The 15,010-nt window shown below is 57.5% G+C and carries 13 protein-coding genes; 6 read left to right on the top strand and 7 right to left on the bottom strand.

Going from position 1 to position 15,010, the window contains the following annotated elements; genetic code table 11:
- Positions 1-10: 10 nt before the first annotated feature.
- Both tsaE and SIC19_RS15860 read right to left on the bottom strand, forming a co-directional pair.
- A complete protein-coding gene (tsaE, locus tag SIC19_RS15865; RefSeq protein ID WP_075196533.1) occupies positions 11-517 on the bottom strand; it encodes a tRNA (adenosine(37)-N6)-threonylcarbamoyltransferase complex ATPase subunit type 1 TsaE in 507 nt (168 codons plus the stop codon).
- Positions 517-2,088 (bottom strand): NAD(P)H-hydrate dehydratase, encoded by a 1,572-nt coding sequence (locus tag SIC19_RS15860; RefSeq protein WP_127401721.1) that lies wholly within the window; start codon positions 2,086-2,088, stop codon positions 517-519. The genes tsaE and SIC19_RS15860 overlap by 1 nt, the downstream gene beginning before the upstream one ends.
- A 155-nt stretch (positions 2,089-2,243) precedes the next feature.
- Here SIC19_RS15860 and queG point away from each other — a divergent pair, with 155 nt between their 5' ends.
- Complete coding sequence (gene queG, locus SIC19_RS15855; RefSeq protein WP_036209717.1) at positions 2,244-3,308, top strand: tRNA epoxyqueuosine(34) reductase QueG; 1,065 nt, start codon at positions 2,244-2,246, stop codon at positions 3,306-3,308.
- A gap of 17 nt (positions 3,309-3,325) precedes the next feature.
- Here the strand turns inward: queG and orn are convergent, their stop codons facing one another.
- Positions 3,326-3,868 carry an oligoribonuclease gene (gene orn, locus SIC19_RS15850; RefSeq protein WP_036209714.1) on the bottom strand — a complete coding sequence of 181 codons (543 nt, stop codon included), beginning with the start codon at positions 3,866-3,868 and terminating at the stop codon, positions 3,326-3,328.
- A gap of 257 nt (positions 3,869-4,125) precedes the next feature.
- On the opposite strand from orn, the gene rsgA reads away from it, so the two are divergent.
- A complete protein-coding gene (gene rsgA / locus SIC19_RS15845; RefSeq protein ID WP_091640967.1) occupies positions 4,126-5,181 on the top strand; it encodes a small ribosomal subunit biogenesis GTPase RsgA in 1,056 nt (351 codons plus the stop codon).
- Positions 5,182-5,187: 6 nt separating this feature from the next.
- Here the strand turns inward: rsgA and motB are convergent, their stop codons facing one another.
- Together motB and motA are read right to left on the bottom strand one after the other, a co-directional pair.
- Positions 5,188-6,147, bottom strand: coding sequence for a flagellar motor protein MotB (motB, locus tag SIC19_RS15840; RefSeq protein ID WP_127401722.1), 960 nt, complete (start codon positions 6,145-6,147; stop codon positions 5,188-5,190).
- 29 nt (positions 6,148-6,176) lie between these two features.
- The gene (motA, locus tag SIC19_RS15835; protein WP_075196537.1) at positions 6,177-7,028 is read right to left on the bottom strand and encodes a flagellar motor stator protein MotA; all 852 of its coding nucleotides are present in this window, start codon (positions 7,026-7,028) and stop codon (positions 6,177-6,179) included.
- Positions 7,029-7,208: 180 nt separating this feature from the next.
- Here motA and asd point away from each other — a divergent pair, with 180 nt between their 5' ends.
- Positions 7,209-8,087, top strand: a complete 879-nt coding sequence (asd, locus tag SIC19_RS15830; protein WP_127401723.1) for an archaetidylserine decarboxylase — start codon at positions 7,209-7,211, stop codon at positions 8,085-8,087.
- Here the strand turns inward: asd and epmA are convergent.
- Positions 8,059-9,033, bottom strand: a complete 975-nt coding sequence (gene epmA / locus SIC19_RS15825) for an EF-P lysine aminoacylase EpmA (protein ID WP_127401724.1) — start codon at positions 9,031-9,033, stop codon at positions 8,059-8,061. The genes asd and epmA overlap by 29 nt on opposite strands.
- Before the next feature lie 11 nt (positions 9,034-9,044).
- On the bottom strand, positions 9,045-9,620 hold the full coding sequence (gene efp, locus SIC19_RS15820; protein ID WP_036209698.1) for an elongation factor P: 576 nt from the start codon (positions 9,618-9,620) through the stop codon (positions 9,045-9,047).
- A gap of 45 nt (positions 9,621-9,665) precedes the next feature.
- Here efp and epmB point away from each other — a divergent pair, with 45 nt between their 5' ends.
- From epmB to SIC19_RS15805, 3 genes are all read left to right on the top strand, one after another.
- Entirely contained in the window at positions 9,666-10,706 is a 1,041-nt protein-coding gene (gene epmB / locus SIC19_RS15815) for an EF-P beta-lysylation protein EpmB (protein ID WP_127401725.1), read from the top strand.
- 226 nt (positions 10,707-10,932) lie between these two features.
- Positions 10,933-12,735, top strand: a complete 1,803-nt coding sequence (locus SIC19_RS15810) for a GTPase (RefSeq protein ID WP_127401726.1) — start codon at positions 10,933-10,935, stop codon at positions 12,733-12,735.
- A 159-nt stretch (positions 12,736-12,894) separates the two neighbouring features.
- The gene (locus SIC19_RS15805) at positions 12,895-14,982 is read left to right on the top strand and encodes an EAL domain-containing protein (protein ID WP_127401727.1); all 2,088 of its coding nucleotides are present in this window, start codon (positions 12,895-12,897) and stop codon (positions 14,980-14,982) included.
- Positions 14,983-15,010: the final 28 nt, after the last annotated feature.

Genomic DNA, 15,010 nt, shown 5'->3' with positions numbered 1-15,010 from the left:
TCACACATAATTAACCTCGAACACTCGACAACGGTATTGCTGCAAGCCTGGCCTGCAGCCCCACACCCACAGCCGTTGCCGCCGAGACAAGCGCTTTACGCCCATCTCCACTGACACTCAAGCGTATCCAAAGGTCGGGATCCGGAAGGATTCCCTGACCCCGCTCGGGCCACTCAATCAAACAAAGGCTCTGGCCCTGAAAGTAATCACGTATACCCATGTACTCCAGCTCCTCCGGATCACCCAATCTGTATAGGTCGAAGTGGTAAGCGGGAGGGCTCAGGTGCTCATACGGCTCCACAATGGTGTAGGTCGGGCTTTTAACAGCCCCGTCATGGCCAAGGCCACGCATAACTCCACGGCTCAGGGTCGTCTTTCCCGTACCCAGGTTGCCCTCGAGAAATACAGTGGCTCCCTGTCCGGCCTGAACCACAACGGTAGCGAGCCCCCTTCCAAGGTTTTCTGTTGCCACCTCATCCTTCAGGAACAGCGAGAGCTCCTGCGCTGCAACGTCCATCATTCGTCTCCACCACCGCCAGCCGAACGACGATCCGGCCAGCGCTCAGAATCCACCAATACCTGTGACAGGGCCTCAATAACGTCCATCGGCAACAGCCCCATATAACCGCGGGTTTCCGACGCCAGGTCCGCAGCCGCCAGATGCAATGCAGCGCCTGCCGAGGTTGCAACACGGGCATCTTTCAGTTGAGCGTACAAACTACCCAGCACGCCCGAAAGAACATCCCCCATGCCACCAGTCGCCATGCCAGGGTTACTGCCGCTGACAACGTCCGGCACTACACCTCCGCCTGCCACCACCGTTCCGGCCCCCTTAAGTAGCACAACTCCGCCAAACATCTGAGAGATTCGCCCGGCAGCGCCTACACGATCCTCTTCAATTTCCGCCACATCACACGCCAGAAGCCGCGCTGCCTCTCCAGGATGCGGGGTAAGGATATGATTGTGTGCCGGCTGCGCCACCCTTGAGGCCATCAGGTTGAGGGCATCTGCATCGAGCACCCTCGGCTTACCGCTCGCAACCACCTGCTGGAGCATCTGCTGCCCCCAGGCGCCCTGGCCGATGCCCGGACCACAGACTATGACATCCGCCGCTTCAATCAACGGCGGCAGTTCAGAACCATGAATCAGCCCCTGCACCATGACCGATGGACAGCGAGCGAGGGCCGGTGAGACGTATTCCGGGCGCGTGGCCAGCGCAACCAGTCCGGCACCGGCTCTTGCCGCTGCTTCGGCTGCCAACAGGCCGGCACCGCCAAAACCCCGGTCCCCGGCCACCACGAGCACGTGCCCGAAACGACCCTTATGCGCGGTTCTTGATCGCCTGGGGATGACCGAACGAATCGACTGCCAGTCAACCCGGCGAGCAAAAGGCTGCTGACCGCTCTCGGAGGCCCAGTCATCGGTATCCAGGGACTCGAACAGGATGTCACCCCCACACTCAGCCCCCTGCCCCGTAAACAGTCCGGCCTTGAGCCCAATAAAGGTCACTGTTGCATCAGCCCGTATCGCCTGTCCGACCACCGCTCCAGTGGTTGCGTTCAGGCCGGACGGCAAATCAATCGCCATTACGGGCGCAGGCGCCTCATTGCACGCGTCGATCATCGCCGCAAAGGGCTCCCTGGGAGCGCCTGCTACGCCGGTTCCCAACATGGCGTCCACGATTAAACCGGCGCTGGCAATTGATCGCTGCGCATCGCCGCTCCCAAGATCCGCAAGTTCCCGCACTTTTACCCCATCGGCCACGGATTTTTGCCAGGCCTTGCGGGCATCACCAGACAATTTTCCCGTCGGCGCAACGGCAATACAGTCCACATCCAAACCATGGCGTACGGCATTGGCCGCCACCAAATAGCCGTCACCGCCATTGTTGCCGGCGCCACACAGCACCAGAACCCGGCCCGGTTCAGGCCAGTTGCGTACCAGCCTGCGAAACGCACCGGCGGCTGCGGCCTGCATCAGGTCAAATCCGTCAACCCCTTGTTGATCAATTACATAGCGATCAATCTCCCTCACCGCATCGGCGGAGTAGAGGTCTTCTGGTAAACTATGACCACCAGACAGGGGCATGAAAATCGGCTCCCGCTAAAGAATTCGGATTAAGAAAATCGGCCAGATACCTGTAAAGAATAGCAAAACAGCGGAAAAGGTCATAACTTAATCAAATTAAACTTCATTACCCTTCGGGCCGCCGGGAAAACCGGCCGCCACTCGACTGGCACTCCATGACCGAATCGATCGATCAAAACCTCGAACATCTGCCGGAACATATCCAATCCTGGGCCCGGGAACTCGGCTTTAGTGATGTCGGCATTACCCTCCCGGACACCGGTGCTCACGGAGCTCGCCTGAAGGACTGGCTCCGCAAGGGTTTTCACGGCGAAATGTCGTATATGGAAGATCATGGCGACAAACGCTATACCCCCACCTCACTGGTGGAAGGAACGCAAAGAGTCATTTCCGTGCGGCTGGACTACCTGCCTGCGCCTGATAACCCGGGGCGAATACTCACTAACCCCGAGAAGGCCTACATTACCCGCTATGCCACTGGGCGTGACTATCACAAGCTGATGCGCAAACGACTGGCGACCCTGGCAAAACGCATTGACGAGGCGGTATCGGGATACGATTACAGAGCGTTCGTAGACAGTGCTCCTGTGCTCGAAAGGGCCCTTGCCCAGCGCGCGGGCCTGGGCTGGATTGGCAAGAACAACATGCTGATTCATCCAAAAGCGGGGTCGTTTTTCTTCCTTGGAGAAATCTTTACCAGCGCGCCATTACCGCTGGACGAACCGTTTGAAAAGGAACATTGCGGCAGTTGCGCCGCGTGCCTGGACATCTGCCCCACAGATGCCTTTGAAGGCCCCCACAAACTCGATGCCCGCAAATGCATCAGCTACCTCACCATTGAACTCAAGGGCAGCATTCCGGAAGAACTGCGCCCCAAAATGGGTAACCGCGTGTTCGGTTGTGACGACTGCCAACTGGTCTGCCCCTGGAACAAGTTCAGCAAGCCAACGGCGGAAAAAGACTTCCAGCCCCGCCATGGCCTGGACAACAGCGAATTGGCTACGCTGTTCCTCTGGACGGAAGAACAATTCCTCAAACGCACTGAAGGCTCCGCCATCCGCCGCACCGGTTACGAGGGATGGCTGAGGAACCTGGCGGTGGGCCTTGGCAATGCGCCTTCAACCATCCCAGTGATCGAAGCCCTAAAACAGCGGGCTGACTTTCCGTCAGAGATGGTTCGGGAGCATGTGCACTGGGCCCTTCGCAGGCACGGCCTATAGCTTGAAAGCGCCGCGGCCTACAGTTGGAAAAAGTGTTCCCGGTAATGCCGCAGCTCCTCTATGGAGTCGCGAATGTCGTCCAACGCCAGGTGACTGCCTTTCTTCTTCACCCCGTCCAGCACATCCGGCCGCCAGCGCCTCGCCAGCTCCTTGATGGTACTCACATCCAGATTGCGGTAGTGAAAGAAGGCTTCCAGTTCCGGCATGTACTTCACCAGGAAGCGACGATCCTGGCCGATGCTATTGCCACATAATGGGGACTGCCCCGGCTCGAGATACCGCTGCAGGAATTCCAGGGTTTTCTGTTCGGCATCGATCTCGCCGTACTTACTGTCCTTTACCCGCTGGGTCAGTCCGCTTTCGCCATGGGTCCGCGTGCACCACTCGTCCATTTCACTGAGCAGTTTGTCTGATTGGTGAACGGCAATCACCGGCCCTTCTTCAATCGTGTTCAATTCAGAATCCGTAACGATGGTTGCTATCTCGATGATGCGCTCTTTTTCCGGGTCTAACCCCGTCATTTCCAGGTCAATCCAGACAAGGTAGTTGGCTTCTGGCATTCGGTGACTCCCAGCCTTCCAATGCGTGCATGGGTGGCCGGTCACTGCTTCCCGGGATACGCTACAAGCACATCCATGTGCGCTCGACTGAAACCATCCCTGGTTTCAGACGCTCCCGGGAAGCAGTGACCGGCCACCCTCGTAATATTGGTAATATATCGGCCAATCCCGACAGAACAAACAGGCTCTGACGAAATCATTCACGTATGATGTTACAGCAATCACCATTTCCCAGCAGGAATTAACCGACCCACGATATGGCTAAACGTCGACTCAACAAGCAGCAGCAGTGGCGCATCAAGAAAATTCAGCAGGAGCGGGCTGCACGGGCGGCGAAGAAAGAAGAATCCATCAGCGAAAAGCTGGACGCTGGTGATCTCGGCCCGGAGCAACAAGGCCTTGTTATCGCTCACTACGGCCAGCAACTCGACGTGGAAGCCCTGGAGGGGGAAGACACCGGCACGGTGCTGCGCTGCTTTGTGAGAGCGAACATCGACAGCCTGGTAACTGGCGACAAGGTGATCTGGCGCCCAGGCAGCGACAATACCGGCGTCATTGTGGCGCGTTGCGACCGTCACACCCTACTGCAACGGCCCGACAACTTCGGCGCACTCAAGCCCGTCGCTGCCAATATTGACTACATCATCCTTGTGATCGCCCCCGAACCGGAACCCCACGACAACCTGATTGATCGTTATCTGGTGGCGGCCGAGAGCACAGACATTCCGGTCATCATCCTGCTCAACAAGACCGACCTGGTGACTGACCAGAATCGGGAAGCAATCGACCAACTTCTGGCTCGCTACGAAAAGCTCGGATATCGAATAGAACGCACCTCCGCAAAAACCCTGGAGGGTGAGCAGGCGGTTAGGGTTGAAGACCTGGTAAAAGGTCAGACTAGCGTATTCGTGGGTCAATCGGGAGTTGGCAAATCATCCATTATCCAGACGTTATTGCCGGAAGCATCGATCCGGGTAGGCGCGGTCTCGGAGAGCACCGGGAAAGGGGTTCACACCACCACGACCGCCAAACTTTTTCACCTGAACTGCGGAGGCGATCTCATCGATTCGCCGGGTATCCGGGAGTTCGGGCTGTGGCACATGACACCACAAGAGATCGAGTACGGCTTCCGGGAGATACGAGACCTGATCGGTCACTGCAAGTTCCGCAATTGCAGCCATATGGGTGACCCCGGCTGTGCCATTGCGCAGGCTGCCGAGGATGGTCGCATCAGCACGGAGCGACTGAAAAGCTTCAACCGGATTCTTCAGGATATGGCGGAACAGCAGTCACGGGGACTGAAAGCCGACTGAACCGACTTACCAGTTCAGCTCTCCGGGCTTGGGTTCTTCCTTCTCTTCCGCCCAGCTGCCTTCTTCCAGCCGTTTCATTGCCTCCTGCTGCTCCTCTTCAGAGGGGGCAGTCAGGTCAATCAAGGGCTCACCCGATCGACTGGCATTGCTCTGGATGCCAGCCGCTGTCTTTTTGTTCATCACGATAATGGAAATACGACGATTAACCGGCGCCTGAGGATCGTCCTGATCAAACAGCACCGAATCGCTCAGCCCCACAACCCGGCCAATTTGCTCCTGCCTGACACCGCCTGCAACGAGCGCTCTGCGAGCCGTGTTGGCCCGGTCCGCCGACAATTCCCAGTTGGTGTAACCCGGGCGACCGCTGAAGGGCGTGGAGTCGGTATGGCCGGTAATGCTCAGTTTGTTGTTGACGGTGCCGAGTGTCTTGGCAAGCTCAAATAGGATATCTTGAGAATAGTACTTGAGTTCGGCCCGACCACTGTCAAACATGGGGCGCTGTGAGCGGTCGACGATCTGAATACGCAGGCCCTCGCTGGTGATATCGATCAGCAGCTGATCTTTAAACTCCTGAAGGGTTTGGCTCTGCTCTATACGGTCCTGAAGGTCCTGAAAGAGCTCCTCCATCTGCCGCTGCTCCAGAGTCTGCGCCAGCTCCTCCACAACCTGGTCTTCGATCTGGATATCGCTGCGCTCGATGTCCTCGCTGCTTTCGTTGATCACCGAGGCACTGCCCTCAAGATCCACCGGATTGGGAGACCCACCCTCAGTAAACCCGACCGGGTCCTTGAAGTAACCTTCCACAGCACGAATCTGTTCAGGAGACGCCGTTGCGGTCAGCCAGAGCACGAGAAAAAACGCCATCATGGCGGTAGCGAAATCGGCGAAAGCCACTTTCCATGAACCGCCGTGGTGCCCAGCCGCAACTTTCTTTTTTCTCTTTACGATGATTGGCTGTTCTTCCAAGAAACTGCTCCTGACGGCTCTTGCTCAGACTATTTTGAACGCACGTGGTCGTTGAGTTCCTGAAACCCGGGCCGCTTATCCGACGGCAGGGCCTTGCGGCCGAACTCGATGGCCATCTGCGGCGCCTGGCCCGACACGGTGGCAACGATTGCGGATTTGGCGCATTCGTAGGCCTTGATCTCGTATTTGGCGGTGTGCTCCATGGCAATGGAGGTGGGGCCAACGAAGCCATACCCCATCCAGATTCCGAGGAACGTTCCCACCAGCGCCGCCGCCACGCTGAGGCCAATTCTTTCAGGGCCCTCACTCAGGAAGTTCATGGTGATAACAATACCGAGCACGGCTGCGACAATCCCGAGGCCTGGCAGAGCATCGGCTATCTTGTTGACAGCGTGGGCTGGCTCTTCAAGTTCGTGCTGACGACTCTCGATCTCATTTTCCATCATGCCTTCGAGCTCATGGGTTGCCATGTTCCCGGAACTGATAATTCTCAGGTAGTCGGTGATAAAGGCCAGCAGGTACTTCGACTTAATAATGGCGGGGTAACGGCTGAAGATCTGGCTTGACTCCGGATTGTCGATGTCTTCCTCGATGGCCATCACACCCTGTTTCCTGGATTTGTCGAAAATCTCGTACATCAGGCTGAGCAAATCCATGTAAAAGGACTTGTTGTAGGGAGAACCCGTCAGTTGGCTGAGGACACCTTTCGCCACTTCCTTGATGGTGTGCAGGGGGTTGGCAATGATGAACGACCCCACTGCAGCGCCGCCGATAATGAGTATTTCCGTGGGCTGCCATAACACCAGAAGATTACCACCATGGAGGACATAGCCGCCGAGGACGCTGGCAATGACAATGACTGCACCGATTATAAGTAGCATGGATTGAGAACACACCTTCTATGATTTCTGTCAGGCTAGGCGCCTGAAGCGGAGCCGCCTGGCCGGCCTGCACAGATAATAGCAAGCAGCGGACCGAACCGCGAAGATATGAAACAATTTCTATACACACCCCGCGATTTGTTAAACTTCGCGCCTTTGAGGGCCAAGGATCACTTTCCAATGTTCGACAAGCTGTTTGTAATGAGCCAGTACATAACGCCGCAACTCGCGGTTTCACGCCTTGCGGGCCGACTTGCGGACAATGAAAGCATGCCCGGACTAAAGGATCGTGTGGTGAAGTGGTTCATCGGCCGCTATGGCGTCAATATGAGCGAAGCGCTGGAACCGGACCCGGCGGCCTATGCAAGCTTCAACGCCTTTTTTACCCGCGCCCTGAAACCCGGCCTGAGGCCCGTGGACGAGCGAGAAAGCACTCTGGTCAGTCCCGTTGACGGCGCCATCAGCCAACTGGGTCAAGTCAGCAATGATCGGGTATTCCAGGCCAAGGGCCAGTCCTTCAGCCTCAACGAACTGCTCGGTGGCGATGAGGAGCGGGCGGCAAGCTTTACCGATGGCGAATTCGCTACCATCTACCTCTCCCCTAAGGACTATCACCGCATTCATATGCCGCTGGCCGGCACGCTCCGGGAAATGGTGTACGTTCCCGGCAAGCTGTTTTCCGTCAACCCGACCACCGCGGAGAACGTGCCCAACCTGTTCGCCCGAAATGAGCGGGTTGCCTGTCTATTCGACACCCCCGCAGGCCCAATGGCCCTGGTGCTGGTCGGCGCAATGATCGTGGGCAGTGTCGAGACGACCTGGGCTGGCGTCGTGGCACCCGGCGGGGGTGAGGTTTCCGAGAGTCGCTATGACAGCCTCAAAACACCCATCCAGCTTGAAAAAGGCGAGGAAATGGGACGGTTCCGCCTGGGCTCAACGGTGATCATGGTTATGCCCAAGGGCGCCGTGAAATGGAACGCCAATCAGGTAGCAGGCGGTACGGTGCGCATGGGTGAAGCTTTCGGCGACATCAACACCGGTCAGCCGGGAACGCAATAACGCCGGCCAACTCATCAAGCCCCAACTTCAGCATCAACAGGCGGTCCAGGCCCAAGGCCACTCCGGAACAATCGGGCACCCCCGACTCCAGGGCCGCCATGAACGCCTGGTCGATGGGCATCTCGGGCTTTCCCACTCTGCGGCGAGCCTGGTTGTCCGCCTCAAACCGACGCCTCTGCTCGTCGGGATCGGTCAGTTCCCAGTAGCCATTGCACAGCTCCACACCGCCCACGTAGAGCTCGAAACGATGAGCCTGCCGCACCCCGGACCGTTCAGACACACGGGCCAGTGCAGCCTGGGACTCCGGATAACCGGTCACGAATACCGGCCCAACGCCCGCCAGTGCCGGCTCCACCTGAGAGCTCATCAGCAGATCCAGATAGTCGTCACGAGAGAGGCCATCCAGCTGGGATGGTTCCATCCATTGTTCGCAACGCTCTGACAACTCGTCATTACCGGCCAAAAACGGATCAATACCTGCGAACCGGACAAACGCATCGCGATAATCCATGGTGCGTGGCGGCTCACAACCCAGCCAGCCACAAACCAACTCGGAGACCTCTTCCATCAGATCAACATCCGTAAAACCGGGCCGGTACCATTCAAGCAGGGAAAACTCAGGGTTGTGTCGCCGCCCGAACTCACCGTCGCGAAACACCCGGGCGATCTGATAAATAGGGCCGGATCCAGCCGCCAGCATCCGTTTCATGTGATATTCCGGGGATGTCTGCAGCCACCCGCCCGCTGGGCGGACTCCGATCGAGGCGGGATTCGCGGAGATACTGTCAATATTGATATCAGTAACACCATGCCGGCCAAGCACGGGCGTCTCGACTTCCATCACATCACGTTGCGCAAAAAAGCCACGCACCCAGGCAAACTGTTGTGCGCGGCTTTTAAGAGCCACCTGTGAAGCCGAGGGCCGCCACTGAAGGGAGTCAGTCACCAGGGCTCCAATCAGCTGTTTTTGACCCGGTTGACGTATTCACCGGAGCGAGTGTCCACCTTGAGCACTTCACCAATGGTGATAAATAGTGGCACGTTGACAACGGCACCCGTGGAAAGCGTCGCCGGCTTGGAGCCACCCTGGGCGGTATCGCCTTTCATACCCGGATCCGTGTCCACCACTTCCAACTCGACAAAGTTGGGCGGGGAGACTGTCAGAGGCGCGCCGTTATAGAGTGTTACGGTATAAACATCCTGCTCTTTCAGCCATTTAAGCGAGTCACCAACCGCCTTGGCATCCGCCGGAAACTGCTCGAAAGACCCGTCGGTTTTCATGAAGTGCCAGAATTCGCCATCGGTATACAGGTACTCCATTTCCAGATCGATCACGTCAGCAGCTTCCAGGCTCTCGCCGGATTTGAAAGTGCGTTCCCACTGCCGGTTGGTCATCAGGTTACGCAGTTTTACCCGGTTGAATGCCTGCCCTTTGCCGGGCTTTACGAATTCGTTCTCGAGAATGATGCAGGGGTCGCCGTCCAGCAAAACCTTAAGACCGCCACGGAATTCGTTGGTAGAATATGAAGCCATGAAATTATCACCTGAAACGATGCTTTTGGAAATTCGAAGCTGGCTATGATACAGCGAACCGCCACCCGTATAGAAGCCCGCCCCGTCGATCACGCTGATCACAGCTGGCAGCGACTGCTCTCGGAGTCCGTCACTACGCCGGATGCCCTCCTGCGCCGGCTTGACCTTGACCCGGCAGCTTGGCTCCATGGCGCGGACGAAGGCCACCGATTGTTCCCCATACGGGTACCCGAACCCTATCTGAATCGAATCACGAGGGGCGATCCCGACGACCCCCTGCTACGTCAGGTGCTGCCTTTATCGTCCGAAGCAGACACCTATCCCGGGTTTGTCTCCGACCCACTTCAGGAAAGTGGCTCGATGCCAGCGACCGGGCTGATTCGCAAGTATGATAGCCGCGCCCTGTTAATGGTGACCGGGCAATGCGCCATCAACTGTCGCTACTGCTTCCGCCGCCACTTCCCCTACGAGGACCACCGACTGTCGCCGGAGGACCGGTCGCAGGCCCTCAAGGCCCTCTCCGACGATACTCGCATAAACGAAGTGATTTTCAGCGGGGGCGACCCGCTGGTGGCGAATGACCGGCTGCTGTCGGCCTGGGCGGAGGCACTGGCAGCCATCCCACACATCCGCAGGCTGAGAGTCCATACCCGACTGCCCGTCGTCATCCCCCAGAGGGTGTCTGATTCGCTGATCGCGTGGCTCTCGGGCTCACGCCTGCAGGCTGTCGTTGTCATCCACGTCAATCATCCCGCCGAACTGGATGCCGACACGCAACAGGCCCTCGGGCGACTGAAAGCCGCGGGCGTCACATTGCTGAACCAGAGCGTGATATTGAAAGGCGTGAACGACAACGCCAGAGTGTTGGCGGAACTCAGCGAGCGATTGTTCGAGTGCGGTGTACTGCCCTATTACCTCCATGCCTTCGACCCAGTGGCCGGCGCCCACCACTTCGAAGTTAGTGACGACAAGGCTCGGGACCTGGTACGGCAACTGATCACAGTGCTGCCAGGTTTCCTGGTACCCAGGCTTGTCAGGGAGATTCCGGGCCAGCCTGGGAAAACACCATTGGACCTGTTTGCGTGACCCATTTGGCAATGTTGGCCCAATTTTACTTGTTAAACATTGTCAACTCGTGCTTTTCTCGCTTTTTGTTGTGCGTTTGCTATTTTACAGTGCAGAAAGCGATAACAATAAAAACCGATATTCGCGGCGTTTTCCGATTAAAACACGCAGGCGTTACCAAGATACGCCTGTAGTTCGTGGTGCAACCCGGAGTACCTACCGTGGTCCAGACAATTGGCGTGATAGCATGGAAGGCATGATTCTGAAGCCCGATCTCCGCGTTCCTGAACAGAAGACGGCAAGTCTCTCTTTTTGCCAGACTTCCCCCAAAGCCTTCAGGGACTGGGTAAACCAGTTACCAATGGCGAATATTGGGGAAGCTTCCCGGCAGCTCTATCACGCCATCATTGAACTCAATCATCTGTTTATCGCGCCTCAGCAGCGGCTGCAACTGCTGGAACTGATTCGCCCGAAGATTCACTTCGTCTGCTCCGAACTGTCTCGCCACTACCTTGGCTTGGCCGTTGCCCTACCGGAAAAACAGCGCAAGGTTGCCAATCTGTCCCAAGCCCTGCAGCTCCATGCCGCCAGCGGCTACAAACTGTGTGTGCTTGAGTTCCTGGACAACGGCGGCCTGGACAAAAATCGTAAGGCGGTCTCGACAGCGATTCACCGCGCCATCTCAGAGTTGGCGGCTACGATCGTAAGGGCCCATCAACTGTATTGCCCAAGCCCTGCGCAAAGTTGGCTGGAATGTCATCGACTTTTCCGATTCGCCCATCGCAACAAGATTCAGGGGCTGTCCGTCGACGACGATACTCTGACCCATCGCCGTGGAAGCTCCGTGGAAGACTGCTACAAGCGCATCCTGCTGCTAGGCTGCGCCCGCCCCAATCAACTCCGGCAAGGCGAGTTGGTGCAGGTTTACGAGCTGTTCGAGAACTGGACCCACCTGGTTTCCTGCGGGCCCGAAACCGATAACGACAGCCTGTTCGTGGTAAACATGGAGCGGGACACCTCGCCGGTCTACCGCAGCCTGCTGGAACAAAAGCCGGGTAACGACTGCTACAACTTCGACACTCGGGAATTATCAGAACAGATCACGGACGCCTTGCACGCCCGCAACAAACGGGATGGTGGATCCAGCGAACTTGAGCTGCCCTCCCGCATTGGCGACACACTTCTGACTCACCTGAGCCAGGCGCTCGGCATCCTTGCCAAGCGCAACTTCAATCGCATTGCCAGTCAGGGCACGCTCGAGATATGCGTAGGCCTGACCGCAACCCATTATTACGTGGCCGGCGAAAAAACGTTCAACGAGTTTGTCAGCGGCAACGACAACCAAAACGGCGACGACAACATGTTCCTGCGCTCGTCCCGGCAGAAACAGGATGCCTGGGCCGGCGCCCATGACGCCGGGCCCAACGACGAGCCATTGCAATCGGCAGATACGCCAATTAACTTCCGTAACAGTATTGGCGCCACACCAGACAGTGAGAGTGATCGAAGAAAACCCAAACGCCACCATGCACTGCTGGTGAACACCAGTCCCGGCGGATACTGCGCCGCGTGGGAGACCAACGTCCCCTCTTCCCTTCAGGCGGGCGAGGTTCTCGGCGTCCGCGAGCAGTCAAACCACCCCTGGAGCGTAGCGGTTGTGCGCTGGATAAGACAGGTTCGCAACCAGGGCACACAGGTTGGCATTGAGCTTTTGGCCCCCAGTGCGGCGCCATGCGGCGTAAGACTGATTCAGAAAATTGGCAACAGCAGCGAGTACCTGCGCGGCCTCTTGCTACCGGAAATCAGCGTCGTTAACCAGGCAGCAACCCTAATCACACCGCGACTTCCGTTCCAGTCCGGCAGCCGGATTTCATTGCTTCATGACGGTCGGGAAGATCAGGGCACACTGTCCCGCAAGATTTCAGCGACCGGCAGTGTCAGTCAGTTTGAACTCAAGCTTCAGAGCGCCAGTGTAACGCCAGCCGGCAACAATCCGCCGGAGGCAGGCACCAGTGAAGACGAGTTCGACTCGCTATGGCCCTCGCTATAGCGCACCGTTACTGTGAACGGACGCTTATGAACCCGCCCGAAGGGTTGTTATTAACCGGTAACCCCTGCATCATTCAGCGTTAGTGAAAGCCGGCCCCGTGCTCTGAGTTCTACGACAGGTGTCGGCACAGCCAACGTGTATCACGAGACATCTGACGAAATGCAGAAAAAGAACGCAACCGTACACCTGCTCATCCTTGATCCGTCCCAGAACGACGCCGAGACCCTGGTCAGCCTGCTCCGAAACTCGGGCAAAGCCACGCGAGCCCATCGCATCACGTCCGAGGAAGACCTTGAAGAAACCCTGAAAACGGGTAACTGGGACCTGCTTTTAGCGCGCGACGATGTTGAACAGGAGTTCGGCGCAGATGGCGCCCTGGCGATGATTCGGCGCTTGGACAAGGACATTCCGTTCGTTCTCCTGACCGGCGAATTCAATCGCGAGCGCACAGTCTCCATTATGAAAGCCGGTGGACAGGACACGGTTCCGTTCGAGAACACGGATCAGTTGGTGCTGGTGGTTAACCGGGAGCTGAGCGCCCTGGAGGATCGGCGGCGTCGCAGGACTCTCGAATCCCACCTACGGGAATCTGAACAACGCTGCCAGCTTCTGCTGGAAAGTTCCAAGGACGCCATCGCCTACATTAACGATGGCATGCACATCTACGCCAACCAATCGTACATGGAGTTCCTGGGCTACGACGACATCGACGACCTGATCTGCATCCCTGTGCTCGACACCCTGACACCGGAAAGCCAGGAAAAATACAAGGAGTTCATGAAATCCTTCGCCGATAGTGGTGAGGATGGCATGACCATGAACTGCGTCGCCCGCCGCAGTGACGACCAGGAACTCAGCGTCACCATGTCGGTATCCGCAGCGACGTATGATGGTGAGACCTGCACCCAGATCGTGATCCAGCCAGAGCACAGCGACGCGGAGCTGGAAGAGAAGATTCGTCAGATCAGCAGCCAGGACCTGCTAACCGGCCTGTTTAACCGTCAATACCTGATGGATGCCTTGGGCCAAACGATTGCGACGGCTGGCAAGGACAACAAGACTGGTGCACTGGCCTATATCGCCCTGGACAACTTCATGAGCCTGAAAGGCCAGGTGGGCATTGCCGGCGCCGACCTGATGCTTGGCGACCTGGCTACCCTGCTGAAGGAGCAGGCGCCTGAGAATATGGTCCTCGCCCGCCTCAGCGACGACGCCTTCTGCCTGCTGTGCCAACCGTGCGAAGAGAAAGTCATGGCGGAGCAATGTGAAGCCATTCGCAAGAAGGTCGAAGACCATCTGTTCGACATCAACGGCCGCACGGTACAACTGACTCTCAGCATCGGCGTTGCCGCGATTACCGAGAATGCACCCAAGGCACCGGACCTGATGGGCCGGGCCCACACCGCCTCCTCGGAGCTGAAGAAAAAGCCGGGCCATGAGCAGGGCAACGGCGTTCTGGTGTACAACCCGGCAGATTACGAGGCCATGGATGAAAGCAACTCGGTCGATGCCATCCAGAAAGCCCTGGATGACAATCGCTTCAAGCTGCTTTTCCAACCCATTATCAATCTACGCGGCGAGGGTGAAGAACACTACGAGGCCTTCGTCAGGATGTTGAACAAGGACAACGAGGAAGTCTCACCGTACGACTTCCTGCCGCCCGTTGGCCCCTCGGAGATGGCTATCAAGATTGACCGCTGGGTGATTCTGCAGACCATCAAGCAGCTTTCCAGCCATCGATCGCGCGGGCACGATACCCGCCTGTTCCTGAACGTGACGGCAGAGACCCTGGAAGACAAAACCTTTACCCCCTGGCTGAGTGTGGCCCTGAAGGCAGCTCGCCTGCCGGGCGACTCACTGATCTTCCAGATACGCGAAGGTGATGCCAACAACTACATGAAACAGGCCAAAGAGTTTGCCAAGGCGGTTCACGAGCTGCACTGCAAGATCTCGATCTGCCAGTTCGGGTGCGCTCTGAATCCGTTCAATACCCTGAAGCATATCGACGTGGATTACGTGAAGATCGACGGTTCCTTTACTGAAGAACTTCAGAAGAAGGACGACGCCAAGGAAGAGGTCAAGGAAATGGTCAAGAGCTTGCAGAGTGCAGGCAAGCTGACCATCGTGCCTCTGGTCGAGAACGCCAGCGTGCTTGCAACCCTGTGGCAGGCTGGGGTGAACTACATCCAGGGCTATTATCTGCAGGCCCCGGTCCCGGAGATGAACTACGACTTCGGTGACCACTGAAGAATCGCGCGGCATAGCCCTCCCATGC

The organism is Marinobacter sp. MIT930201 (assembly GCF_047122665.1).
GTDB classification, from domain to species: domain Bacteria; phylum Pseudomonadota; class Gammaproteobacteria; order Pseudomonadales; family Oleiphilaceae; genus Marinobacter; species Marinobacter salarius.
Note: the sequence above shows the minus strand (reverse complement) of the source record. Positions and strands in the feature narration are given on the sequence as shown.